Below are 25,753 nucleotides of genomic sequence, written 5' to 3'. Positions count from 1 at the left end.
GTTCTCGTGTCATCCAGCGCCCAGTTACCCCGTGTGCGCAGGCTCGTGGCGGTCGCCGCGGGCCTGAGCGCCGTCCTGGCCCTGAGCCCGGCGGCGCTCGCCACCCCGCAACCGTCACCGTCGCCGCCCGGGAAGTGGACGGCCATCCCGCTCACCGGCGCCGAGCTGGTGGACGGCGCCAAGTCCCCGTCCGGCAAGCTCGCCAAGAGCGACGCCGCCCTGCTCCGCGGCACCTCCACGAAGCCCGTCAACGTCGTCGTCAAGCTCGACTACGACTCGCTCGCCGCCTACCGCGGCGGCCTGCCCGGACTGCCCGGCACCAGCCCCGCCGTCACCGGCAAGGCCCTGGACACCGGCAGCGCCGACGCCCGCAAGTACACCGGCCACATCCAGAAGGTCGAGGACGCCTTCCTCGCCGAGCTGGCCGCGAAGGTGCCCGGCGCGAGCGTCGGCCAGCGCATCAGGACCGTGTACGGCGGCATCGCGCTGCGCATCCCCGGCGACAAGGCCGACGAGGTGCTGAAGCTGCCCGGCGTCGCCGCCGTCCAGGAGGACAGGCTGGAGCAGCTGCTCACCGACTCCAGCCCGGCCTTCATCGGCGCCGACACCGTCTGGCCGAAGCTCGGCGGCAGCGGCACGGCCGGCAAGGGCGTGATCGTCGGCGTCCTGGACAGCGGCGCCTGGCCCGAGCACCCGTCCTTCGCCGCCCGGCCGGGGTTGCCCGCCCCGCCGCCCACGAAGGACGGCGCGCCGCGTGAGTGCGACTTCGGCGACAACCCGCTGACGCCCGCCAACGACCCGTTCACCTGCAACAACAAGCTCATCGGCGGGCGGGCGTTCCTGGAGACGTACAACGAGGTCGTCGGCGGGGACGTCTACCCCGACAGCGCCCGCGACTCCAACGGCCACGGCACCCACACCGCCACCACGTCGGCCGGGGGTCCGGTGGCCGACGCCAACCCGCTCGGCATCAGCCGCGGCCCGATCAACGGCATCGCGCCCGGCGCGGCCGTGTCGGTCTACAAGGTGTGCGGCGCGGAGGGCTGCTACCAGTCCGACTCGGCGCAGGCGGTCGCGCGGGCCGTCCTCGACGGCGTCCGGGTGATCAACTTCTCCATCTCCGGCGGCAGCGACCCCTACAGCGACCCGGTCGAGCTGGCCTTCCTCGACGCGTACGCGGCCGGCGTGCTCGTCTCGGCCTCGGCCGGCAACTCCGGGCCCGGCGCCAACACCACCGACCACCGCAGCCCGTGGGTCACCACGGTCGCCGCGTCCACGCAGGGCCGTACGTTCCAGTCGACGCTCACGCTGAGCGGCGGCGGCGCGACGGCCACGGTCAAGGGCGCCTCCATCACCGCGGGGCTCGCCTCGCCGCTGCCCGTGGTGCTCGCCTCGGCGCCGCCGTACTCGCGGCCGCTGTGCGACGCGCCCGCGCCCCCCGGGCTGTTCACCGGCAAGATCGTCGCCTGTGAGCGAGGGCCCAACCGGGTGCTGAAGGGCTACAACGTCAAGCAGGGCGGCGCGGCCGGGATGATCCTCTACAACGCCGTACCGTTCGACGTCTTCACCGACGCCCACTGGCTCCCGACGGTGCACCTCGACAAGCCGGAGGCGGACGCGCTGCTGGCGTTCCTGTCCTCCCACCCGGGCACCACCGCCTCCTTCACCCAGGGCACGAAGACGGCCTGGCAGGGCGACCGGATGACGTACTTCTCCTCGCGCGGCCCCGGCGGCGACTTCCTCAAGCCGGACGTGACCGCGCCGGGTCTGCACATCATGGCCGGCATGACCCCGACCCCCGAGTCACCGCTCGAAGGGCCGCCCGGCAACTCCTTCCAGGTCATCTCGGGCACCTCGATGTCGGCCCCGCACGTGGCCGGCGCGGCGGCGCTCGTCTTCGCCCTGCACCCGGACTGGACGCCGGGCCAGGTCAAGTCGGCGCTGGAGACCACCGGCAAGACGTCGGTCACCAAGCCGGACGGGACCACCCCGGCCGACCCGTTCGACATGGGCGGCGGGCGCATCGACCTGACCAAGGCCGGCGACCCCGGCCTGACCCTGGACGAGAGCGCCGCGAACTTCGCCGCCTCCGCGACCGACCCCGCCGGCCGCATCGACCTCAACCTGCCGTCGGTGAACGCCCCTGTCATGCCGGGCGTCATCACCGTCAAGCGCACCGTCAAGAACGTCACGAACAAGACGCTCGCCTTCACCGCCACGGGCCGGACGGTGGGCGGCGCGGCTGTCGCCGTCGTGCCGCCGCTCGTCACCGTCGCGCCCGGCAAGAGCGCCAAGATCAACGTCGTGATCACCGCGCCCGACCTGCCCGACGGGCAGTACTTCGGGCAGGTGGACCTCAAGCAGGTCGGCGGCTCGCGCGCGCTGCACCTGCCGGTGGCGTTCTACCGCCAGGAGGGCATCGTCCCGGTCGAGCAGACCTGCGCGCCGGCGACCATCGCCAGGAACACCGGCGAGTCCACCTGCACCGTCACCGTCCAGAACAACAGCCTGGAGGCGGCCGAGGTCACCGCGCTGAGCACGCTCGACGCGCGGCTGCGGCTCAACAGCGTGACCGGGGCCACCAAGGTCGGCACCCAGATCGCCACCGCCAAGGCGACGCTGGCCGCCCGGCAGCCCGACCGGCCGGTGATCGCGCCGGGCACGGGCCCCGCCGGGTACATCCCGCTCGACATCTTCGGCGTCGCCCCGATCCCGATCGGTGACGAGCAGGCGGTGAACCTGAACGTGCCCGCGTTCGCGTTCGCCGGCCGGACCTACAACAGGATCGGCGTGGTCTCCAACGGCTACACCGTCGCGGGCGGCACGACCGGCTCGGACGACATCTCCTTCACGCCGCAGACGCTGCCCGACCCGGCGCGGCCGAACGGCGTCCTCGCCCCCTACTGGACCGACCTCGACGGCACCGGCGCGCCCGGCGTCTACGCCACCGTCCTCACGGACGGCGTCAACCGGTGGGTGGTCGTCGAGTGGCGGGTCAACCTGTACGGCACCGGCGACCTCAAGGTCTTCCAGCAGTGGATCGGCGTGAACGGCGCCGAGGACATCAGCTACGCCTACGACCCCGGCAACCTGCCCGGCGCGCCGCCCGCCGGCGCGGGGCTGACCGTGGGCGCCGAGAACGCCGACGGCACCGCCGGCAGCCAGATCTCCGGGCCGCCGACCGAGGACCTCGTCGTGACGAGCACGCCGGGCGCGCCCGGCGGGACGCTGACCTACTCGATGAAGATCAAGGGCGTCAGCGCGGGGGCCGGCAAGGTGACCACGGCCACCTCGACGCCGCAGGTCAAGGGCATCACCGTGGAGGTGGACACGATCAACGTCCAGTGACAGGACCGGGCCGCGGGCGTCGCCCCGCCCGCGGCCCGTTTCCGCGCGCATTCCGGCGAGGAGGTTGCGAGGCCTTCCCGCCTGTGTCTGAATGACGACGGAGAGCTTTTCCTGGCGTACGGGAGGAGCGATGGGGCGTGAGCCGCTGAGTCACGGCGAGCGGGCCAGGACGGCCGCCGCCGACGCCCGGCGGGCCGCGGAGGCCCGCGCGCTGATCCAGGACCGGCTGGTCCGCATCCGGGCGGGCGCGTACGAGCCGGGCGAGCAGCCGCTCCCGCTGCCCGGCCACGATCCCGGCGAGGCCGCCCGGCGCGTGTGGTCGGCGGCCCTGCGCAGGTCGGAGGCCATGCTGAAGCTCGCCGCCGCGCACGAGCGGTGCGCGCTCCTGCGGGAGCGGCTGGCCGGCTGCGCGGGCCTGGACGACGGGCCCGACCTCCGGCTCGCCCGGTGGCACCGCCACCTGGCGCGCCGCCTGCGCGTCCTCGCGGGGCGCGCTCGGCGGCCTACCTGAACACGCGGCGCTAGGCTGGGCGGGACGGAGCGCGAGGGCGCGGAAGGGGGGTCCCATGGGCCGGTCCGACACGCCGCGCGTGACGATCCACGAGGTGGCCCGGCGCGCCGGCGTCTCCCACCAGACCGTCTCCCGCTACTTCCGCCACAACGAAGGGCTGAAGCCGGAGACCCGCAGGAAGATCGACGAGGTCGTCCAGGAGCTCAACTACCGGCCCAACCTCGTCGCCCGGTCCATGCGCACCCGCCGCACCAACCGGCTGGCGATCACCCTGCCCGCCTCCGCCTACCTGTGGCCGGTGCGCCTGCTCGGCGCCGCCTCGGCCGCCGCGCACGCCGAGGGCTTCCAGCTGGAGGTGGTGAGCGTCGAGGGCGACGCCACGGCGAGGGCCGAGCGGGTGCTGGAGCTGGCGGCGTCGGGGCAGGTCGAGGGCATCCTGTCGCTGTCGCCGCTCGACCTCGACCCGGCGCGGGCCCCGGTCCCCGTGGTCGTCACCGGCGACTACGACGACAACCTGCGCGGCGTCAACGAGCTGGCCGACGCCTCCCCGGTCGCCGAGATCATCGACTACCTCGCCGGGCTCGGCCACCGGGTCTTCCTGCACATCGCGGGCTCGCAGAGCTTCGCCTCCGCCCGCAACCGCAAGCGCGTCTACGAGCAGACCATCGAGAGCCGGGGGCTGACCTCGTACGGCGTCGCCGCCGGCGACTGGAGCGCGCGGTCCGGCTACGACGCCGTCCAGGCCCTGCCCGACGACTGTGGCGTGACCGCGATCGTGGCCGCCAACGACCACGTCGCGATGGGGGCGGTGCGGGCCGCGCTCGCCCGCGGCTGGCGGGTCCCCGGAGACGTCAGCGTCTTCGGCTGGGACGACGAGGAGCTGGGCCGCTTCGCCACCCCGTCGCTCTCGACGGTGGCCGTGGACCGCGAGGTCCAGGGCCGCGAGGCGGTGGCCAGACTGGTCGCCGAAGTGCGCGGCGAGCCGGCCCCCGAGCCCGCCGCGCGCCCGCTCAACCAGGTCATCATCCGCGAGTCCGCGGGCCCGCCACCGCGCTAGACCCACCCGCGAAGGCCCGCCCGGGAAGAGTCTTTCCGCCTGGGGAGGTACCGTCCGGGGGAGGCCGCCCGGGAGGTCAGTCCGGGATAGGGGCCCATGTCTTGAGTCGGCCGCACATGCCGAAGGCGCGGGGGCCCGGGCGGGGGATGGTGCGGACCACGGTGGCCTGGCCGAGGTGGGCCGGGTCGCCGTCGGCGAGGGCCGCGAGCTGGGCGCGGGTGCGTTCGGTCTCGGCCGCGACGGTCTCGTTCCACAGCGCCGTCCACGTCTCCACCCGGGGCCGGACGAGGTCGGCGGCGAGCCGGTGCAGGTCCGCCAGCGCCGCGCCGCCCCGCCGCCCGACGTCGTCGACGAGCTGCCCGAAGCCGGCGATCGCGAGGTCACGCCGGGCGCGGGCGGCCGCGGCCAGCTCGGCCTCCGACCCTCCGGCGGGGAGCGTGGCGGCGGCCAGGTACGCCTCACGGTCGCGCAGCACCTCCGCGGGAAAGGTCAGGACGGCGTCCCCGGCCTCGGGCAGCCCCGCGTTCTGCATGACCACCACCAGCCGCAGCCCCTCCTCGTTGACCAGCCGGTGCACGGTGCCGGGGGAGAACCACAGCACCGAGCCCGGCTCCAGCCGGTCCTCGGCGAAGCCGGCGGCGCTCAGCGTGTGCACCGCGCCACGGCCCTCGGTCACGACGTACGCCTCGGTGGAGACGGTGTGCAGGTGCGGGGTGCCGCCGTGCCCGCCGTCCGGGCACGCCCAGTCGTAGACGCACAGGTCGCTGATCGCCGTGCCGCCGGGGAAGAGCGGAGTCACAGCGCGAACTCCTCGCCCAGCTCGTCCAGCTCGGCCCGCTCGCACACGTGGTCGACGAAGACGTGCCGGTGCGCGAGTTCGAGCGTGCCGCCGGGGGCCAGCGCGATCTCCTCGTCGAAGGAGGGGGAGGGGCTGATCACGGCGAACGGTTCCCGCCGCACGAACCACTTGATCGGCACGGCCGCGCTGGAGCGCCCGGCGAGGACGAGCACGGTGGCGCCGCCGTCGATCTCGTCGTGCTGCCCGGCCATGGCCAGCCAGTCGGCCTGCTCGCCCATCATCTCCGGGCCGCCGCGCCCGCCGGCCGCGAGGATCGTGCCGCCGGTGAAGGAGCGGGGGCCGCGCCAGCAGAAGCCCGCGTACCCGGCGAGGGGGCGGCCGTGCGTGGTGGGGCTGCCGAAGTCCAGGACGTCGCCGCGGACGTTGCGCAGCTCGGTGGCGAAGTCCAGCGCCCAGAGCCCGCGCCCGGGGTCCACCCCGTGGAAGGCCAGCCGCCGCCGCTCGGTGATCCAGTGCTCCCCGGCCGAGGTCACCCAGTGCAGGGTCTCCTCGACGGTGACCCGGTCGCCGTCGGCGGAGGCGGCGGTGAAGTCCACGTGGCGCATCTGCCCCAGGTTGTCCTCCATCTGGTAGTCGCGCTCCGCCGAGTACGTGGGCCCGCCCCAGAAGTTCTGCCCCGACAGGTGGGCCCAGGTCATCTGGAGACCCTTGTGCCACCGGTGGTCCCAGGGCCGGTAGGACGACAGGGGCGCGCCGCTCAGGCTGCGCAGGGGATGCAGGTAGGGCTTGGGCGCCTCGGCTTGGGGGGCGTCGGGCCGGTGGACGTAACGGGCGATCTCCACCTCGCCGGCGGTGACGGCGAGGGCCGTGCCCTCGTCGCGGACGCCCAGCTCGCGGTCAGTCACGGTCGCTGCTCTCCTCGTGCTCGTCACGGCGCAGGACGGCGGCGGCGCGGGCCGGGTCGCCGCCGTTGAGCGCGTGGTAGAAGGGGTTCGGCGGGCCGAGCTCGGCCCGGGTCACGGGACGGCCGGTGAAGGCCGACTGGTACATCCCGGTGATCAGCTCCATCACCCTGCGCCCGTCGGCCCCGGACGCGGGCGGGCGCTCGCCCGCGCGCATGGCGGCGAGCACCTCGGCGAGCTGCGCCCGGTGCGAGCTGGGCACGTCCTCCTCCGGCGGCCAGCCGGCGATCCTGTCCTGGTCGGTGACGTGCGGCGCGGGCGTCCAGCGCCAGTGGGAGTTGTCGTAGCCGTACAGGTGCTCGACCTCGACCGTGGCGTCGGTGAAGTCGAAGCGCAGGTAGCTCGTTTCACGCGGGGACAGGACGCTGTTGACGATGGAGCCGATCGCGCCGTTCGCGAAACGGACGATGGCGAACGAGACGTCCTCGGTCTCGGTGCGGCGGCCGAGCGTGGCCGCCACGGCGTGCACCTCGTCCCAGTCGCCGAGCAGGTCGAGCAGCAGGTCCATCTGGTGGATGCCGTGGCCCATGGTGGGGCCGCCACCCTCGGTCGCCCACTTCGCGCGCCAGGGCACCTCGAAGTAGTCGTGGCCGCGGTACCAGAGCGTGTTGCAGACGGCGACGTGCGGCCGGCCGAGCTCGCCCGTGGCGAGGTGCCGGCGCAGCCGACGCGCGGCGCTGCCGGAGCGGTGCTGGAAGACGTAGGCCGCGTACGGGCCGCCCTCCTTCTCGCAGGCGGCGATCTCGTCGTACTCGGCGAGCGACAGCGTGGGCGGCTTCTCGCACCACACCCACGCGCCCGCGCGCAGGCCGGCGATGACCGCCTCCCGGTGCGCGACCGGCGGGGTGGCGACGACGAGCAGGTCAGGGCTCTCGGCGGCCAGCATGGCGGCCAGGTCGGTGTAGCGGCCGGGGATGCCGTGGGCGTCCGCCAGCTCCCCGGCGCGGACGGGGTCGAGGTCGCAGACGGCGGTGACGCGGACGGCCTCGCCCGCGGCGGCCAGGGCGGGCAGGTGGACGCCGCTCGCGATGCCGCCGGCTCCGGCGACGGCGACCCGGATCGGGGTCGGCGGTAAAGGCACGGGCACTCCTCACACCAATTTAAAGTGATCGATCACTTTTCCGTGCCCAACGTATTTTCCGAGGCCGCGGCCTGTCAACGACTCATCCCGATAAATGAGTGGAACGAGTGAGTACTCGCTCATTACACTCCTACCCATGACGAAACGGCGAAGAGTGCCGGCCATGGCGCCGGAAGCCCGTCGTGCCGTGCTCATCGCCGCCACGGTTCCCCTGCTGCGCGCGCACGGCACCGCGCTCAGCACCCGGCAGATCGCCGAGGCCGCGGGCGTGGCCGAGGGGACGATCTTCGGTGTCTTCCCCGACAAGGCCTCGCTGCTGCGGGCGGCGCTGATGAGCGCGTTCGACCCCGAGCCCGCCGTGGAGGCGCTGAAGGCCATCGATCCGGCGCTCGACCTGCGCGAACGCCTGTGCAGGGCGGTCACGCTGCTGCGCGAGGGCATGAACGCCAACGCCCGGCTCATGGCCGCCCCGCGCGAGCTGATGACCGAGGACCCCGAGTTCCACAAGCGGATGTTCGACTCCCGCAACCGCATCGCGGACGGCCTCGCCGCCCTCATGGAGCCCGACCGCGACCGTCTGCGCCGCGCTCCCGAGGCCGCCGCGCACCTGCTGCTCATGCTGATCGCGGTGCGCGTGCACCACGGCCTCGCCATGGGCGACTTCGGTGACATGGACGACGAGGAAACCGTCTCCGTCCTGCTCGACGGGCTGCTCGTGCGGCCCTTACCCACCCCACCCACAGAAAGCGCCCCTTGATGCTGCTCCGCCTCCTGCGGGTCCAGCTCAGGCCGTACGGGAAAGAGATCACGCTCGTCGTCCTCTTCCAGTTCGTGCAGACGCTGGCCACGCTCTATCTCCCCACACTGAACGCCGACATCATCGACGACGGCGTCGTCAAGGGCGACACCGCCTACATCATGCGCGTCGGGCTGGTGATGCTCGGCGTGACGCTCGTGCAGGTCATCTGCTCGATCGTCGCCGTCTACTACGGCGCCCGCACCTCCATGGCCCTCGGCCGCGACATGCGGGCCGCGATCTTCCACCGGGTGCAGGCCTTCTCCGTCCAGGAGGTCAACAAGTTCGGGGCGCCGTCCCTGATCACCCGGACCACCAACGACGTGCAGCAGATCCAGCTGCTCGTCCTCATGACCTTCACCATGATGGTCGCGGCGCCGATCATGTGCGTCGGCGGCATCGTGCTGGCGCTCAACCAGGACGTCGCGCTGTCGTCGCTGCTGCTGGTCGCGCTGCCGCTGATGATCGTCATCGTGGCGCTGGTCGTCGCGCGCATGCGGCCGCTGTTCCGTACGATGCAGGAGCGCATCGACCGGATCAACCAGGTGCTGCGCGAGCAGATCACCGGCATCCGGGTCATCCGCGCGTTCGTGCGCGACACGCACGAGCACGAGCGCTTCGGCGTCGCCAACGACGAGCTGACGGATGTCTCGCTGCGCGTCGGCCGGCTGATGGCGCTGATGTTCCCCACCGTCATGCTGGTCGTCAACCTCTCCAGCGTCGCCGTCGTCTGGTTCGGCGGCCACCGCATCGCCGGCGGGGACATGGAGGTCGGCGCGCTCACCGCGGTGATCTCCTACCTCATGCAGATCCTCATGTCGGTCATGATGGCGATGTTCATGTTCATGATGATCCCGCGCGCCGAGGTGTGCGCCGAGCGCATCGAGGAGGTGCTGGGCACCGAGCCGACCGTGCGCCCGCCGGCCGAGCCCGTCACGCCGGAGCGCCGCATCGGCGAGCTGGAGCTGCGCTCGGTCGACTTCCGCTACCCCGGCGCCGAGGAGCCGGTGCTGTCCGGCGTGAGCTTCACGGCCCGGCCCGGCCGCACCACCGCGATCATCGGCAGCACCGGCAGCGGCAAGACCACCCTGCTCAACCTCATCCCGCGGCTGTTCGACGCGAGCGCCGGCGAGGTGCTGGTCGACGGCGTCAACGTACGCGAGCTCGACCCGGCCGCGCTCTCCCGCGCGGTCGGCCTGGTCCCGCAGACGCCCTACCTGTTCTCCGGCACCGTCGCCTCCAACCTGCGCTACGGCCGCCCCGACGCCACCGACGAGGAGCTGTGGCGCGCCCTGGAGATCGCCCAGGCCCGCGACTTCGTCGAGGCCATGCCCGGCGGCCTGGAGGAGCCCATCTCCCAGGGCGGCACCAACGTCTCCGGCGGCCAGCGCCAGCGCCTGGCCATCGCCAGGACCCTCGTGCACCAGCCCGAGATCTACCTGTTCGACGACTCCTTCTCCGCCCTCGACTACGCCACCGACGCCCGGCTGCGGGCCGCGCTCACCGAGGAGATCGCCGACGCCACGATCGTCATCGTCGCCCAGCGCGTCAGCACGATCCGCGACGCCGACCGCATCCTCGTGCTCGACGACGGCCGCCTGGTCGGCACCGGCACCCACGCCGAGCTGATGGACGACTGCCCGACGTACCGGGAGATCGTGCTGTCCCAGCTCACCGAACAGGAGGCAGCATGACCGCCGCGCAGGCGCCCGCGCGCCGTCCGCAACCCGCGTTCGGCCCCGGCCGCATGATGAGCGGGCCCGCCGAGAAGCCCTCCGACTTCCGCGGGACGCTCCGCAACCTGATGCTGCTGCTGCGCCCGGAACGCAGGCTGCTCGCCGTCGTCCTCGCCCTCGGCACCGCCAGCGTCGCGCTGACCGTGGCCGGGCCCAAGATCCTCGGCCGGGCCACCGACCTGATCTTCTCCGGCATCATCGGCGCCCAGCTCCCCGCCGGCGTCACCAAGGAGCAGGCCGTGGCCGGGCTGCGCGCCCGCGGCCAGGACACCTTCGCCGACATGGTCGCGGCCATGCACGTGGTGCCCGGCCAGGGCATCGACTTCGACGCGCTCGCGTACGTGCTGGCCTGGGCGCTCGCGGTCTACGTGCTGGCGGGGCTGCTCGGCGTCGCCCAGTTCCGGCTGACCACGACGGTCGTGCAGCGGGCCGCGTACCGGCTGCGCGAGCGGATCGAGACCAAGCTGTCCCGGCTGCCGCTCAGCTACTTCGACGGCCAGCCGCGCGGCGAGGTGCTGAGCCGCGCCACCAACGACACCGACAACATCGCCCAGTCGCTCCAGCAGACGATGAGCCAGCTCGTCTCGTCGGTGCTGACCGTGGTCGCGGTGCTCGCGATGATGTTCTGGATCTCGCCCGTGCTGGCGCTCATCGCGCTGGTCACGGTGCCGGTCACGGTCTACGTCACCGCGGCGATCGGCAAGCGCTCGCAGCCGCAGTTCGTCAAGCAGTGGGCCTCCACCGGCCAGCTCAACGGCCACATCGAGGAGATGTACGGCGGTCACACGCTGGTCAGCGTGTTCGGCCGGCAGCACGAGGCCGCCGAGACCTTCGACCGGCACAACGACGCCCTGTACGACTCCAGCTTCCGCGCCCAGTTCATCTCCGGCGTCATCCAGCCGGCGATGATGTTCATCGGCAACCTCAACTACCTGCTGGTCGCCGTGGTCGGCGGGCTCAAGGTGGCCTCGGGCTCGATCTCGCTGGGCGACGTGCAGGCGTTCATCCAGTACTCGCGCCAGTTCAGCCAGCCGCTCATGCAGGTGGCCGGCATGGCGGCCCTGGTGCAGTCGGGCGTCGCCTCGGCCGAGCGGGTCTTCGAGCTGCTGGAGGCCCCCGAGCAGTCGCCGGAGCCCGCCCAGCCGGCCCGCCCCGAGCAGGTCAGGGGCCGGGTGGCGTTCGAGGACGTGTCCTTCCGCTACGACCCCGAGCGGCCGCTGATCGAGAACCTGTCGCTCACCGTCGAGCCCGGCCAGACGGTCGCCATCGTGGGCCCCACGGGAGCGGGCAAGACCACGCTGGTCAACCTCATCATGCGCTTCTACGAGGTGACCGGCGGCCGCATCACGCTCGACGGCGTCGACATCGCCACGATGTCCCGCGAGGAGCTGCGCGGCAACATCGGCATGGTGCTCCAGGACACCTGGCTGTTCGGCGGCACGATCGCGGAGAACATCGGCTACGGCGGCGAGAAGGCCACCCGCGAGCGCATCGAGGCCGCCGCGCAGGCCGCGCACGTCGACCGCGTCGCGCACACCCTGCCCGACGGCTACGACACCGTGCTCGACGAGGAGGGCGGCACGGTCAGCGCGGGCGAGAAGCAGCTCATCACCATCGCCCGCGCGTTCCTGTCCGACCCGGCGATCCTCATCCTGGACGAGGCCACCAGCTCGGTCGACACCCGGACCGAGGTGCTCATCCAGCGGGCGATGAGCACCCTGCGCGAGGGCCGTACGAGCTTCGTCATCGCCCACCGGCTCTCCACGATCCGCGACGCCAGCCTCATCCTGGTCATGGAGAACGGGCGCATCGTCGAGCAGGGCACGCACGAGTCGCTGCTCGCGGCCGGCGGCGCCTACGCCCGGCTCTACTCCGCCCAGTTCGCCGCGGCCGTGGTGGAGATGGACTAGCGGCTCCGGCCGTCACCGGCGGGGCGGGCCGGTCACCAGCGCAGGAGCACGGTGCCCGCGCTCACCCCGCCGGCCAGGCCCACCAGGGCGACCAGGTCGCCGCGCCGTACGCGGCCGGCCCTGATCGCCTGGTGGAGCTGCACGGGAAGGCTGGAGGCCACCAGGTTGCCGTGCTCCTCGATCGTCACCTCGACCCGGCCCACCGGGATCCCGGCCAGCTCGCAGAAGGCGTGCAGGGACGGCAGCGACGCCTGGTGGACGCAGATGGCGGCCAGGTCGTCCCAGTCCAGGCCCCGGTCGGTCAGCGGGCGCCGCAGCACGTCCAGGTCGAGCTTGCACATGCCGATGGCGAGCTCCGGGAAGTCGACGGTGAAGACGCCGATCTCCAGCCCGCCCTCCGGCAGCGGCGTGACCGGGACCCGCGCCGAGCGCCAGGCCGGCGAGTACGCGCAGAACCGGTGCCCCAGCACGCCCGGCGTGGTCGCCGCCTGCAGCAGCAGCGCCGTGCCCGAGTCCGAGACGGTGTAGGAGGGGATCGCCGCGCTGAACTCGTCGTCCGGGCCGATCCGCCAGCGGATGGCCGAGCTGGCCCGCTCGCCGCAGGCGATGAGCACCGTGCGGTACCGGCCCGCCGTGATCAGCGTCTCGGCCAGCTCGATCGCGTTCAGCACGCTGTTGCAGGCGTTGCGCACGTCGAACACCGGGCAGTCCGCGCCCAGCTCGGCGGCCACGATGTGCGCGTTGGCGGGCTCGACGACGTCCGTGCTCACCCCGGCGAAGATGATCAGGTCGAGGGCCGGCGGCGTGTGGCCGGTCTCCTCCAGCAATTTACGGGCGGCCCGCGCGGCCAGGCCCGCGACCGTCTGGCCGGGCTCGGCCACATGCCGTCGCCGTACGCCCGTGGCGTGCTCGATCAGGCCGCGCGGCACGTGCGCCCCAGGATTGCGGGCGGCGAGCTCCTCCTCCAGCTCGGCACTGGTGAGCGTCCGCTCCGGCAGGTGAACGGCCACCCCGGCCACGTGGGCGTAGCGCATGCCCATTCCCCCCTTGTGTCCCCGTGGACGCCCACCCTAGGGAGCGCGCCGGAGGCCGCCGGGACCGCGCACCGCCGACCGGGCAGACTTGATCAATTCCTTAACGGCGGACCTCGCGTCACAAGTGATCATCTTTCCTGCCATCGGCCAGGCTAGGCGGCACGGCCATCACGCTGACCTGCGCGAAAGGGAGCCCGACGTGAGCGACGAAGAGATCCTGGCGGTGGTGCGCGAACGCTGCGCGCACATCCTGAAGGTCGATCCCATGAGGATCACCGAGGACGCCCTGCTGCGCGAGGACCTGGAGGCCGACAGCCTCGACCTGGCCGAGCTGCACGTCACGCTGGAGGACGAGTGGGGGCCGCTGCCGCGTGAGGCCTTCGCCGACGTACGGACCGTGGGCGACGTGCTGGCCCGCGCCCGCGAGCTGGCGCCGGAGCGTCTGGGATGAGCCCGGCGACCGGCGGCGGGACGGCGGCGAGGCCGCGCGCCCGGGTGGCCGTCACCGGGCTGGGCGTGCGCACCCCGGCCGGCGCGCACCCCAAGGAGCTGTGGGACGCGCTGCTCGCCGGCCGCTCCACCGCGCGCCGCATCACCTCCTTCGACACCGAAGGGCTCGGCGCCACGTTCGCCTGCGAGGTCACCGGCCTGGACGTCGAGGGCTACCTGACGCCCAAGCAGGCCTCCCGCCTGGACCGCGTGGCGCAGCTCGCGGTCTGCGCGGCCGGCGACGCGATGGACGACGCCGTGGACGACGCGGGACCGGTGCGCACGCCGCCCGAGCGCCAGGCCGTCGTCACCGGCAGCGGCTTCGGCGGCGCCCTGACCTACGAGGCCGGGCTGCTCTCCGGCCGCCACGCGGGCCGCGGCAACCCCGGCCCGCTGCACGTCCCGATGGTCATGCACAACGCGATGGCGGCCGCGATCAGCATCCGCCACCGGATCCTCGGCCCCAGCCTGTCCGTGGCCACCGCCTGCGCCTCCGGCGCCCACGCCATCGCCGAGGCCGCCCGGCTGGTCCGCGACGGCACCGCCGACCTGGTCATCGCCGGCGGCGCCGAGGCGTCCATCACGCCGTCCGTGCTGCTGGCCTTCGAACGCTGCCGCGCCCTGTCGCTGCGCAACGACGCGCCGGAACGGGCCAGCCGGCCCTTCGACCGGGACCGCGACGGGTTCGTGCTGGCGGAGGGGGCCGCGTTCGTCGTCCTGGAGAACCTGGAGCACGCCCTCGCCCGGGACGCCCACATCTACGGCGAGCTGTCGGGGCTCGGGTTCTCCTCCGACGCCCACCACATCACCGCGCCGCCCGAGCAGGGCGACGGGGCCGCCCGCTGCATGCGCGCCGCACTCGCCGACGCCGGGCTGACGCCCGGCGAGATCGCGCACGTCAACGCGCACGGCAGCAGCACCCCGCTCAACGACCTGGCCGAGGCGCGGGCGATCAACCAGGTGTTCGGGACGGTACGGGTGCCGGTGACCTCCACCAAAGGGGTGACCGGGCACGCGATCGGCGCCGCCGGGGCCATCGAGGCGGTGGCCGCCGTCCTCCGCGCTGAACGAGCGCGCCGTCCCGCCGACGGCCAACCTGAGCGTCCTCGACCCGCAGTGCGACCTCGACGTCGTCACCGAGACCCGGCCCATGCCGGCCGCGCCGGTCATGTCCAACTCCTTCGGCTTCGGCGGCCACAATGCCACCCTGATCTTCTCGCCCGTACCGTCCTGACCACATGCCGACAGACCCGGTCGGTCCAGCTCACCAAGTACGTGAGCCGGGACCGGCCGGGTCTGTGAGGCGGCGGGCTCCGGACCGGCGGGCGCCCGTCAGGTGACGGGGCCGGGTCCGGGCCGCCGAGGCCGGCGGGTGGCGGGCTGCTCAGCCGAGACCGCCCACCGACCGGCCGCGGGAGGCGCCGCCCGTGCGGAGCAGCAGCGTCGGGCTGCTGGGGCGGGCCGGATCAGGCCGGGACCCGTTGCGCGCCGGGCGCGGACATGTCGGCGCCGGGCACGGGATCGGCCTGGCCAACGCGGCTTCGGGCCTTACACGTCGGCGGGCTCGGGAGCGGCGGCCTCGTCGGCGGCGGGCTCCGGAGCGCCGGCCTCGTCAGCGGCGGGCTCAGGTGCGGCGGCCTCGTCCACGGCCGGCTCGGGTGCGCCGGCTTCGTCGGCGGCGGGCTCGGGCGCGGAGACCTCTTCAACGGCGGGCTTGGGCGCCGCAGCCGCGTCCACGGCGGCTTCGGTCGGCGGCGGGCTCGGGCGCGCCGGCCTCGTCGGCGGCCGGCTCGGGCGCGCCGGCCTCGTCAGCGGCCGGCTCCGGCGCGGCGGCCTCGTCGGCGGCGGGCTCAGGTGCGCCCGCCTCGTCGGCGGCGGGCTCAGGTGCGCCGGCTTCGTCGGCGGCGGGCTCGGGCGCGGAGACCTCTTCAACGGCGGGCTTGGGCGCCGCAGCCGCGTCCACGACGGCCTCGTCGGCGGCGGGCTCCGGCGCGGCGGCCTCGTCGGCGGCGGGCTCAGGTGCGCCCGCCTCGTCGGCGGCCGGCTCGGGAGCGGCGGCCTCGTCCACGGCCGGCTCCGGCGCGCCGGCTTCGTCGGCGGCCGGCTCGGGCGCCGCAGCCTCGTCCACGGCCGGCTCGGGCGCCGCAGCCTCGTCCACGGCCGGCTCGGGCGCGGCGGCCTCGTCGGCGGCGGGCTCGGGTGCGGCGGCCTGGTCGACGGCCGGCTCGGGCGCGGCGGCCGGCTCCGGCGCAGGCGCGGGCTCGGGCGCGGGTCCGGCCGCGATCGGAGCGGGCGCAGGTACGTCGGGAGCGGGAGCGGCGAAGGCCGGGTTCGACGCGGCGAGCGGCAGCACGGCTGTGGCCGTTCCGGCGGCGATGACGGCGATGAATCGGCGCATGTCTTGGACTCCTAGTCACGTTGAGTAACGTATTGCTACGAATAGTTACCGCACACGGATCGCCCAAAACACGACACACCGGGAGGGAGTGCTTTCATGGATGGTGCCCGGCTCTTCGCCGCCGAGGCTGAGCTGACCGGACGCTGGCCGCATGCCCGTCCCGAGGCCGTCGTCTGCCGCATCGACGGACGGCGCGGCCGAGGCCCCGAGACGCTCACGTACCGCGAGCTGGACGACCTGATCGGCCGCACCGCCCTGGCCCTGGAGCGCGCGGGCGTCGGCGCGGGGACGAAGACCGCCGTCATGGTGCCGCCGGGCCGGGAGCTGGTCGCGCTGATCCACGCCCTGCTCCGGCTGCGGGCCGTCCCCGTGCTCATCGACCCGGGCCTCGGGGCGCGCGCCATGAGGAGGTGCCTGGCCGAGGCCGCGCCGCAGGCGTTCATCGGCGTGCCCCTCGCCCACCTCGCCCGCGTGCTGCTGGGCTGGGCCCGCGGCAGCGTACGGACCACGATCACCGTGGGCCCGCGCACGCTGCGGCTGGCCCGCCCGTCGCCGCCCGGCTCCTGGCCCGCGCCGCGCGGGGAGGGCGACGGCCCGGCGTTCGTGGCCTTCACCTCCGGCTCCACCGGCGTGCCCAAGGGCGTGCCGCTCCGGCACCGGCACCTGGCCGGGCAGCTGGAGCTGCTGGCACGCCTGGGTGCGCTGCAGCCGGGCGGGACGGTCTGGTCCACGTTCCTGCCGTTCGCGATCGCCGCGCCCGTCATGGGCTGCGCCTCCGTCGTCCCCCGGCTGAACCTGCGCCGTCCCGCCCGCAGCGACCCCGCCGCGATGGCGGAGTCGATCCGCGCGCACCGCGTCACCGGCCTGTTCGCCGCGCCGGCGCTGCTGGACGGGCTGGCCCGCCACTGCCTGGAGCGCGGCCTCACGCTGGACGGCGTGCGGACCGTGCTCACCGCGGGCGCGCCGCTGCCGCACGCGGTCCTGCGCCGCGCCCTCCGGTGCCTGCCGGAGGGGGCCGAGCTGCTCTCCGTGTACGGCGCCACGGAATGCCTCCTGGTCAGCGCCGCGAACGCGGCCGAGCTCACCGCGACCGCCGGGGACACGGCGAAGGGCGCGGGCACGTTCCTGGGCGCGCCGCTGCCGGGCAACCGGGTCCGCGTCATCGCCGTCACGGACGAGCCCGTCCCGTACTGGTCGGACGACCTGCTGGTGCCGCCCGGCACCGTCGGGGAGATCACCGTGACCGGGCCGGCGGTGAGCGACCCCTACCTCGGCCGCCCGTACGACACCGCCCTCGCCCGCATCGACGACGGCGGCACGCCCGTGCACCGCATGGGCGACCTGGGGTGGATGGACGAGCGGGGCCGCCTCTGGTTCGCCGGCCGCAAGGGCGAGCGGGTCCGCACCGCCGCCGGCGACCTCTACACCGACCAGGTCGAGCCGATCGTCAACGACCTGCCCGGCGTGCGCCGCACCGCCCTCGTGGGCGTGGGGCCGGAGGGCCGCCGCCGCCCGGTGCTCTGCGTGGAGTGCGAGCCCGGCGTCTCCGGGAGCGAGCGCCGCGCGGTCCTCGCCCGGGTCCGCGAGCACGCCCCGCCCGCCGTCGCCGAGGTGCTGCCGCATCCGGGGTTCCCGATGGACGTCCGGCACGCCAGCAAGATCCGCCGCCCGCTGCTGGCCCGCTGGGCAGCCCGCGAGCTGGGGGAGGCCCGGCGATGAACGTGCTGGTGACCGGCGGCGGCGGCTTCCTCGGGCAGGCCGTGTGCCGGCTGCTCGCCGCGCGCGGCGACCGGGTGACCGCGTTCCAGCGCAGCCGGCGTCCTGAGCTGGACGCGTACGGCGTGCTCCAGCGCACCGGGGACGTTCGCGACCTCGACCGGGTGCGCGCCGTCGTGGCCGGGCACGACGCGGTGGTGCACTGCGCGGCGCTGGCCGGGCTGTGGGGCGCGCCCGGCGACTTCCGCACGATCAACGTGCACGGCACGGCCCACGTGGTCGACGCCTGCCTGAGCGCCGGGATCGCCCGCCTCGTGCACGTCTCCTCGCCGAGCGTCGTGCACGACGGCCGCGACCTGGAGGGCGTGGACGAGTCCGTCCCGTACGCCCGCCGCCACCTCGCCCCCTACCCGGCGACGAAGGCGGCGGCCGAGCGCATCGTGCTGGCCGCGAGCGGCGCGCGGCTGGCCACCGTGGCGCTGCGGCCGCACCTCATCTGGGGGCCCGGCGACCCGCACTTCCTGCCGCAGCTCACCGCGCGGGCCCGGCGCGGCCGGCTGCTGCTGCCGCGCGCCCCCGGCAAGCTGATCGACACCGTGTACGTCGACAACGCGGCCGAGGCGTGCCTGCTGGCCCTGGACGCGCTCGCCCCCGGCAGCCCGGTCGCCGGGCGCGCCTACTTCGTCGCCCAGGACGAGCCGGTCCCGATCGCGCAGTGGGTCAACGGCCTGCTGGCGGCGGCCGGGCTCGGCCCCGTACGGCCGCGGGTGCCCGCCCGGCTGGCGCGGCTGGCGGCCGGGGTGGTCGAGCACGGGTGCCGGCTCGCCGGGGCGAGCCCGCCGCTCACCCGGATGATCGCCGTGCAGGCGACCACGTCCCACTGGTTCGACCTGTCGGCGGCCCGCCGCGACCTCGGCTACGCGCCGCGCGTCACGACGGCGGAGGGCCTGTCCCGGCTCGCCGCCCACCTCGCGGCCGCCCCGGCGGGGAGCTGAGCGTGGACGCCTCCCGCCTGCCCGGCTACCCGTTCGCGTCCCGCTGGTTCGTACGGGACGGCCTGCGCCAGCACTACGTGGACGAGGGCGCGGGCGCGCCGGTGCTCATGCTGCACGGCAACCCGTCCTGGAGCTACCTGTGGCGGCGGCTGATCACGGCGCTGCGCGGCGAGCACCGCTGCCTCGCCCCCGACCACATCGGCATGGGCCTGTCGGACAAGCCGGGCGAGGACCGCTACGCACACACCCTGGCCTCCCGCGTGGCCGACCTGGACGCGCTGACCGCGCACCTCGTCGAGCACGAGGGCGTCCCGGACCGGGGCTGGACGCTGGTGATGCACGACTGGGGCGGCCCGATCGGCATGGCCTGGGCCGCCCGCCACCCCGGCCGGGTGGCCCGGCTCGTGGTGCTCAACACCGCCGCGTTCCCCAACCCGTACGGCGAGCGCGTACGGCCCGCCCTGCGGCTGCCGTTCTGGCTGCTGCGCGAGACCGCGACGGGCGAGCGCCTGTTCCTGCGCCATCACGCCTTCGCCCGGCTGGCCACGCTGCCGCCGTTCGGGCTGCGCCACCGCCTGCCGAGGGACGTGCGCGCCGCCTTCCTCGCCCCGGGCCGCGACCCGGGGCACCGGGTGGCGGTCCGCCGCTTCGTCACCGACATCCCGTTGAGCCCGGCCGACCGGGCCTGGCCGCTGCTGGTGCGGGCCGCGGAGGGCGTGCGCGCGTTCGCCGACCGGCCCGTGCTGATCGGCTGGGGGCTGCGCGACCCGGTCTTCGACCGCGCGATGCTGCGCGAGTGGCGCCGCCGCCTGCCGCACGCGACGGTGCGCGCCTACCCGGACGCCGGCCACTACGTGCTGGAGGACGCCCACGAACGGCTGGTGCCGGAGATCGCCGCCTTCCTGCGCCGCTGACCGCCCCTTGATCATGAACGCCGCCGCGCGTAGCCTTCCCCCGGATCACCTACAGGCGGGAGTCGCACCTCCATGAGAATGATGACCAGAGCGATGTCGCTGGCCACGGCGGTGGCCGTGACGCTCCCGGCCGCCGGGCTCCCCGCCCACGCCGGCACGAGCGCCACCCGCGCGGCGGTCGCCTGCCCCCAGGTCTTCGGCCACGGCGGCTACCCGACAGGCGCCAACCCCTGGGACCGGGACAAGATCCGCCAGCCCAACAACCCGCGGGGGCTCAACGACCAGAAGAGCTGGGGCGCCGACGGGGTCGAGGGCGACGTACAGCTCACCCGGCAGGGCACCAAGGCCGTCATGTGGCACAACACCTCCACCAACGGCCTGACCGGCACCAAGCAGAACATCACCGACCTCTGGTGGGCCGCCGGCACCGGCAACCTGCAGAGCCGCACCATCACGCGCGGCCCCTACACGGGGGAGCGGGTCTACACGCTGCGCGAATGGCTCGACCAGGTGCGCTCACGCGGCCTGGTCGCCCTCCTGGAGATCAAGCCCGAGACGAAGCCCATCCTGTCGAACGCCACGTACGCGGCGGCCGCCTGGAAGGAGATCTCCGACCCGATCAAGGAGCGGCAGGGCGCGCAGCGCATCCTGGTCTACTCGACCGACAGCTGGATCCAGGCCGAGCTGGCCAAGCGCCACCCCACGCTGCTCAAGGGCGGCGCGGCCCGCTGGACCGACAGCGTGGGCTGGGAGGAGCCGCCGCCGTCCTGGACCGGCAACACCGCCCGCTGGCAGAGCGTGCTCGACGCGGCCCCGGCCAGCGTGATGACCAACTACACCAAGGAGTACCGGGCCTGGCTCAAGGGCAAGTGCGCCTGACCCTCAGTCGATCCTGCGGCACACGGTCACCGGCAGGCGGGCGGACCACGTCCTGGTGACGGCGTCGTACGCCTCGGCGTAGCCGTTGCGGCCGCCGTTGCACGGGGAGGCGAGTGGCGTGTCCACGTAGACGGCCCCGCCCGGCGTCACCGGATGCGTACGGGCCACCGCCCACTTGCCGAAGGCCGGGACGCCGTTGCTGTGCTTGACGCTCACGTACACCCGGCCGCCGACGGTGAAATCGCCGCCGGCCACCTTGAGATGACCGGCGAAGGTGTAGGTGAACAGGAAGGGCCGCCCGCCGGCGGCGTGCGCGGGGGCCGCGAGGGTCGTGGCGAGCACGGCGGCGGCGGTGACGCCGAGCAGGGCGCGGAGGTGACGGTTCATCGGCTCTCCCGGGTGGCGGTCCGTGCGGTACGTCCACCATTGAGCGCCGGGGCGCTTGCGGCCCGCCTGCGGACCGCTGGACGCCTGGATCGCTAGATGATCCCGCCGGCCGAGAGCCGGTCCGTCTCCTCCTGGGTGAGGCCGAGCAGGCCGTGGTAGATCTCGTGGTTGTGCCGGCCCAGCTCCGGCCCGGTGGAGCGGACCGCGCCGGGCGTGTCCGACAGCTTCGGCGCGACGTTCTGCATGGCCAGCTCCCCGAAGTCGGGGTGCGCGACGCGGACGATGGCCTCGCGGGCGGCGAAGTGCGGATCGGCGAACATGTCGGCCGCGCGGTAGATCCGCCCGGCCGGCACCCCTCCCGCGTGCAGCAGGCCGAGCAGGTCCTGGGCGGGCAGCGTCGCCGACCAGGCCGCGATGAGGCCGTCCAGCTCGGCCATGTTCGCGCCGCGGGCGGCATGGGTGGCGTAGCGCTCGTCCTCCGCCAGTTCAGGGCGGCCCATCACGGCGGCCAGGCGGGTGAACACGCTGTCCTGGTTGGCCGCGATGAGGACGCTGTCGCCGTCGGCGGTCGGGTAGACGTTGCTCGGCGCGACGTTCGGCAGCACGGCGCCGGTGCGCTCCCGCTGGTAGCCGGCCTGCTGCCACTCCGGCAGCAGCGACTCCATCACGGCCAGCACCGACTCGTAGATCGCCGAGTCGACGACCTGGCCGCGGCCGCTGCGCTCGCGCTCGTGCAGCGCGACGAGGGTGCCGAGGCAGGCGTACGTGGCGGCCAGCGAGTCGCCCAGCGAGACGCCGGCCCGCGACGGGGGCAGCGACGGGTCGCCGGTGACGTACCGGATGCCGCCCATGGCCTCGCCGATCGAGCCGTAGCCGGCGCGGGGGGCGTACGGGCCGGTCTGGCCGTAGCCGGTCACGCGCGTGATGACGAGCCGGGGGTTGAGCTCGTGCAGCCGCTCCGGGCCGAGACCCCAGCGCTCCAGCGTGCCGGGGCGGAAGTTCTCCAGCAGCACGTCGGACTTCGCGACCAGGCGGCGGACGAGCTCCTGGCCCTCGGGGGTGCGCAGGTCGCAGGTCACCGACTTCTTGTTGCGGGCCACGACCGGCCACCACAGCGACTTGCCGTGCGGTTTCTCCCTGCCCCACTGGCGCATGGGGTCGCCCGTGCGCGGGTCCTCGACCTTGATCACCTCGGCGCCGAAGTCGCCGAGCAACTGGCCGCAGAACGGGCCGGCGATCAGTTGCCCGAGTTCCACGACCCGGACGTCGCCGAGCGGGAGTCCTCTCATGGCTCGCTCTCCTGGTGCCGGGGACCCAGCAACGACGCGCGGGCCGAGAACAGGTGGGCCCTCATGACCGCCTCCGCCCAGTCGGGGTCGCCGGCGCGGACGGCCGCGGCGATCTCCAGGTGGTGGCCGGCGCTGCGGTCCATGGCCTCCTTGTCGAAGGAGCCGTAGGTGCGCAGCAGCACGGGGGAGTGGACGAGCATGCTGATCTGCTGGGCCAGCAGCGCGCTGCCGCCGAGCCGGACCAGGCCCTGGTGGAAGTCGGCGTTGAGCCGGCAGCCGGCGTCGAGGTCGTCCCGGCCGGCGTGCTCGCGCAGCTCCACGGCGACGGCGTGCAGCCGGTCGGCGTCCTCCGGGGCGGCGGCGAGCGCCGCCTGGCGGGCGGCCAGCCCCTCGATCCTGGCCCGCAGCTCGAAGATCGACTCCAGGTCGTCGCGGGGGTACTCGACCACCCTGGCGCCCTTGTTCGCGATGAGCTCGACCAGCCCTTCCGCGGCCAGCCGGCGCAACGCCTCGCGCACGGGGGTGCGGCTGACGCCGAGGACCTCGGCCGGCTCGACCTCGGCGAGCCGGTCTCCTGGGGCGTACTGGCCGCCCAGGATGAGGCTTCTGAGGTCGTCCACGGCCGACATATATACAACTCCTTGATCGGCTGGCGGCCTTCTTGGCTCAAGGGTGGTTCATGCGCAAGCTGTTGCATACATCATGTCGCCTGCGGTCGCCGGTGTGGGCTCGCCACATCAAACGGACATATGCATATAAGGCGGGCGACGTGGGTATATGGCCATTGGGATCGAGTGCCCACAGAACGCCTCGGCTGTCATGGCGGCCGAGGCGTTCGCCGTGTGTGGCGACCGGCCGGGCGTGGCGACTGACCGAAAAAACCTGTACAAACCGGACATTGAGCCGATAATCTGGCGTCGCTCCAGCGGGGATGCCTGGAGCGCCAACGTCCGACGCCCCCGGCCGCCGACCTCGCCGCCGGGGGCGTTCGCGTGCCGGCCCGCCCCACCTCGTAGAGTCGTGCCGACGGAAGGGCGCGATCATGACCATCTCCACCGCCGACCTGTACGACGAGCGCGGCGACCAACTCGACTCCTGCCACCTGCAACTGCGCCAGTACGGCGGCCGCCGCGCCTTCTCCGGTCGGATCGCGACCGTCCGCTGCCACGAGGACAACGCCCTGCTCAAGTCGGTGCTGTCCGAGCCCGGCGAGGGGCGCGTGCTGGTCGTGGACGGCGGCGGCTCCCTGCGCGCCGCGCTCATGGGCGACGTCATCGCGGGCATCGCGGTGGCGAGCGGCTGGGCCGGCGTGGTGATCAACGGCGTGGTCCGCGACGTCGCCGCCCTCAGCGACCTGGACCTCGGCGTCAAGGCGCTCGGCTCGAACCCCCGCAAGAGCGCCAAGACGGGCGCCGGCGAGCGGGACGTCCCGGTCACCTTCGGCGACGCGGTCTTCCATCCGGGGGCCGAGCTCTTCTCCGACGAGGACGGCATCCTCGTCACCCGCCCCTGACACCGGCGCCCTGACCAGGGCCTCGGTCTGCTCGCCCGCGACCTGGGCTGTGACACGCTGCCGGTCACCGAGGCCGACGGGGGGCGGGTGCTGCGCCTGGGTCACCGGCTCCCGCATGGTCGGCGGCGCCTGTCCTCATGAACATCGCCCAGGAGGACGCCAAGCTGCCATCCTGGACGTGGTCGACCTGGACTCCGAGGAGGCCGGGACTCGTCCCGCGGCCGTGGTGGAGCGGGGTGGCGCGTAGGTGTGACGCCTCCGCGACGCCGGCTCGGCGTCACCCTGCACGGCGTCACCCTGCACGGCGTCTACGGGCAGTCCCGGCAGCCCGCCGTGGGACGCCTGCTCAAAGGCTGCTCGACGGCGACCGGCCTGCTGATCAACAACGAGACGGCCGCGGCGACCCTGCCTTCCGCCACCTATGAGCGGGGCAACGGGTGTCCGGGTCGGCCGCTACTCCGCCGACTTCGCCGCGACCCTCTCCCTGTCGTATTCGTTCATCGAGAGCGCGCCCGACCGCCTCGGCTCCATGGCGGTGCGGGAACCTCGTGCGCGTGCGTGCAGTCACCGTCGGCCGGCGCTTCATCTCGCCCGAAGTGGTCTCCAGAGGCAGCACCGCGCTCCCGCGCTCCCCCTGAAGCCCCCTAGAGAACCCCTGGCCGCCGCAGCGCCTTGATGTTAGCGCTAACGCTTCGCCGAAGGGGAGTGGCGCATCCAAGTGCTCCCATCAGCCCTGTCGTCCTCTTGGTGGCCCCAGCCGTCGCCGCGACTGTCAGGCCACCCCGGCCGGGCTACGACGTCATCCGCCGGGCCAAGGGGTTGCCGCACTTCGCAGGCGGCGCCAACTACGTCCGAGCTGGACTACAACCAGCTCACCTGACGCTACTCAGCGGCATCGGAGAGCTCGTCGCAGGAGGCCAGGTACGGTCACGCAACCGCAACCGGGGCAGGCCGCCTGCTCTACCGCCGCCTTCAGGTCGTAAAGCTCGGCGGCCTCCCGGCCCGCCGTCGCGGGCCCCGACCCCTTTACCGGCTTCTCCTTCTGTCGCGATGCATCGCGCGGAGGACTTCGGCATCCCTCGACGAACGCCGCCCGTCGTTGGCCTGCTCTTTTGTCCCGGTCATGCCGGTTCTTACGGACCTCACCGTACTCCTACGGCGCTCAAAATAAGGGCAGCCCAGCCTTTGCCGCCACGGGATCAAGCGGGCCGGGGCGTCGCCCTAGCGTGGAGTCGAGTTCGGGCCGAGACCCGGTGTCTAGTCAGGACCCGGAATGGCCCTCCGTCCCAAGCACCAGCGGAAGGCGAACTGACATGACCAGCGTCAAGAACCTCCTCGCGGCCGCAGCGATGACGGCCTCGGCCCTTGTCGTCCCGGTGGCGGCTTCGGCCCCGGCCGCCGCCGCTGAGCCCACCGCTCAGAGCGCGACGACGACGGAAAGCCTCACCACCCAGCGTCCCTGCAGGTTCCACCGGAACCCGGCCCGCTGCCGCGCCATCCGTGGAGGTGGCGGAGGTGGCGGCGGCGGTGGCGGTGGCGGCGGTGGAGGTGGCGGCGGTGGCGGCGGCGCCAACGTCGACATCAACAACCAGAACGTCAACCGCGCCGGCGGCGGCGGAGGCGGCGGCGGCGGTGGCGGAGGTGGCGGCGGTGGCGGCGGTGGCGGTGGCGGCGGCGGAGGTGGCGGCGGCGGTGGCGGCTGATCCCCGATCAGCACCGACCGACCGACCGACCAAGCCAAGCCAAGCCGACCGACCGACGACGAAGCCAACCGACCAAGCCAACCCGACCGACTCAATCGAGCCGATCAACCACCAGCCGATCGGCTGACCGACCAAGCCGACCAACCGAACTGATCACCTGAGCCGAGTCCGGCCACGCCGCGGCCGTCTCGCTCACCACATCTGATCACCGCCACAGAGAACGAGAGGGTCGCACC

23 protein-coding genes are annotated in these 25,753 nt (G+C 73.8%); 14 read left to right on the top strand and 9 right to left on the bottom strand.

The window, feature by feature from the left end; all coding sequences use genetic code 11:
• The first annotated feature begins 6 nt into the window (after nt 1-6).
• From AC27IY_RS09985 to AC27IY_RS09975, 3 genes are all read left to right on the top strand, one after another.
• Nucleotides 7-3,348, top strand: coding sequence for a S8 family serine peptidase (locus tag AC27IY_RS09985; protein WP_487177744.1), 3,342 nt, complete (start codon nt 7-9; stop codon nt 3,346-3,348).
• Nucleotides 3,349-3,478: 130 nt separating this feature from the next.
• On the top strand, nt 3,479-3,859 hold the full coding sequence (locus tag AC27IY_RS09980) for a hypothetical protein (RefSeq protein ID WP_423472915.1): 381 nt from the start codon (nt 3,479-3,481) through the stop codon (nt 3,857-3,859).
• Between the two features lie 55 nt (nt 3,860-3,914).
• The gene (locus AC27IY_RS09975) at nt 3,915-4,916 is read left to right on the top strand and encodes a LacI family DNA-binding transcriptional regulator (protein WP_364458614.1); all 1,002 of its coding nucleotides are present in this window, start codon (nt 3,915-3,917) and stop codon (nt 4,914-4,916) included.
• Nucleotides 4,917-4,992: 76 nt separating this feature from the next.
• Here AC27IY_RS09975 and AC27IY_RS09970 read toward each other — a convergent pair whose 3' ends face one another.
• Genes AC27IY_RS09970 through AC27IY_RS09960 form a run of 3 tightly spaced genes read right to left on the bottom strand, consistent with a single transcriptional unit; the run spans nt 4,993 to nt 7,758 of the window.
• The gene (locus AC27IY_RS09970; protein ID WP_423472913.1) at nt 4,993-5,715 is read right to left on the bottom strand and encodes a cupin domain-containing protein; all 723 of its coding nucleotides are present in this window, start codon (nt 5,713-5,715) and stop codon (nt 4,993-4,995) included.
• A complete protein-coding gene (locus AC27IY_RS09965) occupies nt 5,712-6,620 on the bottom strand; it encodes a DUF6807 domain-containing protein (RefSeq protein ID WP_487177743.1) in 909 nt (302 codons plus the stop codon). Before AC27IY_RS09965 ends, AC27IY_RS09970 begins: the two co-directional genes overlap by 4 nt.
• A complete protein-coding gene (locus AC27IY_RS09960; RefSeq protein WP_487177742.1) occupies nt 6,613-7,758 on the bottom strand; it encodes a Gfo/Idh/MocA family protein in 1,146 nt (381 codons plus the stop codon). The genes AC27IY_RS09965 and AC27IY_RS09960 overlap by 8 nt, the downstream gene beginning before the upstream one ends.
• A 136-nt stretch (nt 7,759-7,894) precedes the next feature.
• Here AC27IY_RS09960 and AC27IY_RS09955 point away from each other — a divergent pair, with 136 nt between their 5' ends.
• From AC27IY_RS09955 to AC27IY_RS09945, 3 genes are read left to right on the top strand one after another with little or no spacing between them, the layout of a single operon-like run.
• Complete coding sequence (locus AC27IY_RS09955; RefSeq protein WP_423472909.1) at nt 7,895-8,515, top strand: TetR/AcrR family transcriptional regulator; 621 nt, start codon at nt 7,895-7,897, stop codon at nt 8,513-8,515.
• Complete coding sequence (locus AC27IY_RS09950; protein ID WP_423444923.1) at nt 8,515-10,248, top strand: ABC transporter ATP-binding protein; 1,734 nt, start codon at nt 8,515-8,517, stop codon at nt 10,246-10,248. The genes AC27IY_RS09955 and AC27IY_RS09950 overlap by 1 nt, the downstream gene beginning before the upstream one ends.
• Nucleotides 10,245-12,200 (top strand): ABC transporter ATP-binding protein, encoded by a 1,956-nt coding sequence (locus AC27IY_RS09945; protein WP_423444921.1) that lies wholly within the window; start codon nt 10,245-10,247, stop codon nt 12,198-12,200. Before AC27IY_RS09950 ends, AC27IY_RS09945 begins: the two co-directional genes overlap by 4 nt.
• A 32-nt stretch (nt 12,201-12,232) precedes the next feature.
• On the opposite strand, the gene AC27IY_RS09940 is transcribed toward AC27IY_RS09945, so the two are convergent.
• Nucleotides 12,233-13,234: a 3-oxoacyl-ACP synthase III family protein gene (locus AC27IY_RS09940; RefSeq protein WP_344204313.1), complete on the bottom strand. Its 1,002-nt coding sequence runs from the start codon at nt 13,232-13,234 to the stop codon at nt 12,233-12,235.
• 199 nt (nt 13,235-13,433) lie between these two features.
• Here AC27IY_RS09940 and AC27IY_RS09935 point away from each other — a divergent pair, with 199 nt between their 5' ends.
• A complete protein-coding gene (locus AC27IY_RS09935) occupies nt 13,434-13,685 on the top strand; it encodes an acyl carrier protein (RefSeq protein ID WP_329581896.1) in 252 nt (83 codons plus the stop codon).
• Complete coding sequence (locus tag AC27IY_RS09930; protein WP_487177741.1) at nt 13,682-15,025, top strand: beta-ketoacyl-[acyl-carrier-protein] synthase family protein; 1,344 nt, start codon at nt 13,682-13,684, stop codon at nt 15,023-15,025. Before AC27IY_RS09935 ends, AC27IY_RS09930 begins: the two co-directional genes overlap by 4 nt.
• Nucleotides 15,026-15,271: 246 nt before the next feature.
• Here the strand turns inward: AC27IY_RS09930 and AC27IY_RS09925 are convergent, their stop codons facing one another.
• Together AC27IY_RS09925 and AC27IY_RS09920 are read right to left on the bottom strand one after the other, a co-directional pair.
• Nucleotides 15,272-15,460, bottom strand: a complete 189-nt coding sequence (locus AC27IY_RS09925) for a hypothetical protein (protein ID WP_487177740.1) — start codon at nt 15,458-15,460, stop codon at nt 15,272-15,274.
• Nucleotides 15,426-16,121 (bottom strand): hypothetical protein, encoded by a 696-nt coding sequence (locus AC27IY_RS09920; protein WP_487177739.1) that lies wholly within the window; start codon nt 16,119-16,121, stop codon nt 15,426-15,428. The genes AC27IY_RS09925 and AC27IY_RS09920 overlap by 35 nt, the downstream gene beginning before the upstream one ends.
• A 96-nt stretch (nt 16,122-16,217) precedes the next feature.
• Here AC27IY_RS09920 and AC27IY_RS09915 point away from each other — a divergent pair, with 96 nt between their 5' ends.
• The 4 genes from AC27IY_RS09915 to AC27IY_RS09900 all read left to right on the top strand — a co-directional run bounded on the left by AC27IY_RS09915 (nt 16,218) and on the right by AC27IY_RS09900 (nt 20,625).
• Nucleotides 16,218-17,840 carry a fatty acid CoA ligase family protein gene (locus tag AC27IY_RS09915; RefSeq protein ID WP_487177738.1) on the top strand — a complete coding sequence of 541 codons (1,623 nt, stop codon included), beginning with the start codon at nt 16,218-16,220 and terminating at the stop codon, nt 17,838-17,840.
• Nucleotides 17,837-18,832, top strand: coding sequence for an NAD-dependent epimerase/dehydratase family protein (locus tag AC27IY_RS09910; protein ID WP_423444912.1), 996 nt, complete (start codon nt 17,837-17,839; stop codon nt 18,830-18,832). The genes AC27IY_RS09915 and AC27IY_RS09910 overlap by 4 nt, the downstream gene beginning before the upstream one ends.
• A gap of 2 nt (nt 18,833-18,834) precedes the next feature.
• Nucleotides 18,835-19,746: an alpha/beta fold hydrolase gene (locus AC27IY_RS09905; protein WP_487177737.1), complete on the top strand. Its 912-nt coding sequence runs from the start codon at nt 18,835-18,837 to the stop codon at nt 19,744-19,746.
• A gap of 72 nt (nt 19,747-19,818) precedes the next feature.
• Nucleotides 19,819-20,625: a glycerophosphodiester phosphodiesterase gene (locus AC27IY_RS09900; protein WP_487177736.1), complete on the top strand. Its 807-nt coding sequence runs from the start codon at nt 19,819-19,821 to the stop codon at nt 20,623-20,625.
• Nucleotides 20,626-20,628: 3 nt separating this feature from the next.
• On the opposite strand, the gene AC27IY_RS09895 is transcribed toward AC27IY_RS09900, so the two are convergent.
• The 3 genes from AC27IY_RS09895 to AC27IY_RS09885 form a co-directional block, all read right to left on the bottom strand.
• Nucleotides 20,629-21,012 (bottom strand): hypothetical protein, encoded by a 384-nt coding sequence (locus AC27IY_RS09895; protein ID WP_423444906.1) that lies wholly within the window; start codon nt 21,010-21,012, stop codon nt 20,629-20,631.
• 92 nt (nt 21,013-21,104) lie between these two features.
• Nucleotides 21,105-22,301: a CaiB/BaiF CoA transferase family protein gene (locus tag AC27IY_RS09890; protein ID WP_487177735.1), complete on the bottom strand. Its 1,197-nt coding sequence runs from the start codon at nt 22,299-22,301 to the stop codon at nt 21,105-21,107.
• Nucleotides 22,298-22,930: a GntR family transcriptional regulator gene (locus tag AC27IY_RS09885; RefSeq protein WP_487177734.1), complete on the bottom strand. Its 633-nt coding sequence runs from the start codon at nt 22,928-22,930 to the stop codon at nt 22,298-22,300. The genes AC27IY_RS09890 and AC27IY_RS09885 overlap by 4 nt, the downstream gene beginning before the upstream one ends.
• 413 nt (nt 22,931-23,343) lie before the next feature.
• Here AC27IY_RS09885 and rraA point away from each other — a divergent pair, with 413 nt between their 5' ends.
• Both rraA and AC27IY_RS09875 read left to right on the top strand, forming a co-directional pair.
• A complete protein-coding gene (gene rraA / locus AC27IY_RS09880; RefSeq protein ID WP_487177733.1) occupies nt 23,344-23,814 on the top strand; it encodes a ribonuclease E activity regulator RraA in 471 nt (156 codons plus the stop codon).
• A 1,515-nt stretch (nt 23,815-25,329) separates the two neighbouring features.
• On the top strand, nt 25,330-25,644 hold the full coding sequence (locus tag AC27IY_RS09875) for a hypothetical protein (protein WP_487177732.1): 315 nt from the start codon (nt 25,330-25,332) through the stop codon (nt 25,642-25,644).
• The last annotated feature ends 109 nt before the right edge of the window (nt 25,645-25,753 follow it).

Source organism: Nonomuraea sp. B208, from assembly GCF_057536035.1.
The sequence above is the reverse complement of the archived record's forward strand: the minus strand, read 5'-3'. Positions and strand labels throughout refer to the sequence as shown.

Coding starts and splice junctions, on each gene's coding strand:
- AC27IY_RS09900 (WP_487177736.1), top strand. CDS start 19,819: ATGAGAATGATGACCAGAGCGATGTCGCTGGCCACGGCGGTGGCCGTG.
- AC27IY_RS09940 (WP_344204313.1), bottom strand. CDS start 13,234: ATGCGCTACGCCCACGTGGCCGGGGTGGCCGTTCACCTGCCGGAGCGG.
- AC27IY_RS09895 (WP_423444906.1), bottom strand. CDS start 21,012: ATGAACCGTCACCTCCGCGCCCTGCTCGGCGTCACCGCCGCCGCCGTG.
- AC27IY_RS09950 (WP_423444923.1), top strand. CDS start 8,515: ATGCTGCTCCGCCTCCTGCGGGTCCAGCTCAGGCCGTACGGGAAAGAG.
- AC27IY_RS09945 (WP_423444921.1), top strand. CDS start 10,245: ATGACCGCCGCGCAGGCGCCCGCGCGCCGTCCGCAACCCGCGTTCGGC.
- AC27IY_RS09920 (WP_487177739.1), bottom strand. CDS start 16,121: ATGCGCCGATTCATCGCCGTCATCGCCGCCGGAACGGCCACAGCCGTG.
- AC27IY_RS09915 (WP_487177738.1), top strand. CDS start 16,218: ATGGATGGTGCCCGGCTCTTCGCCGCCGAGGCTGAGCTGACCGGACGC.
- AC27IY_RS09930 (WP_487177741.1), top strand. CDS start 13,682: ATGAGCCCGGCGACCGGCGGCGGGACGGCGGCGAGGCCGCGCGCCCGG.
- AC27IY_RS09975 (WP_364458614.1), top strand. CDS start 3,915: ATGGGCCGGTCCGACACGCCGCGCGTGACGATCCACGAGGTGGCCCGG.
- rraA (WP_487177733.1), top strand. CDS start 23,344: ATGACCATCTCCACCGCCGACCTGTACGACGAGCGCGGCGACCAACTC.
- AC27IY_RS09890 (WP_487177735.1), bottom strand. CDS start 22,301: ATGAGAGGACTCCCGCTCGGCGACGTCCGGGTCGTGGAACTCGGGCAA.
- AC27IY_RS09980 (WP_423472915.1), top strand. CDS start 3,479: ATGGGGCGTGAGCCGCTGAGTCACGGCGAGCGGGCCAGGACGGCCGCC.
- AC27IY_RS09955 (WP_423472909.1), top strand. CDS start 7,895: ATGACGAAACGGCGAAGAGTGCCGGCCATGGCGCCGGAAGCCCGTCGT.
- AC27IY_RS09885 (WP_487177734.1), bottom strand. CDS start 22,930: ATGTCGGCCGTGGACGACCTCAGAAGCCTCATCCTGGGCGGCCAGTAC.
- AC27IY_RS09910 (WP_423444912.1), top strand. CDS start 17,837: ATGAACGTGCTGGTGACCGGCGGCGGCGGCTTCCTCGGGCAGGCCGTG.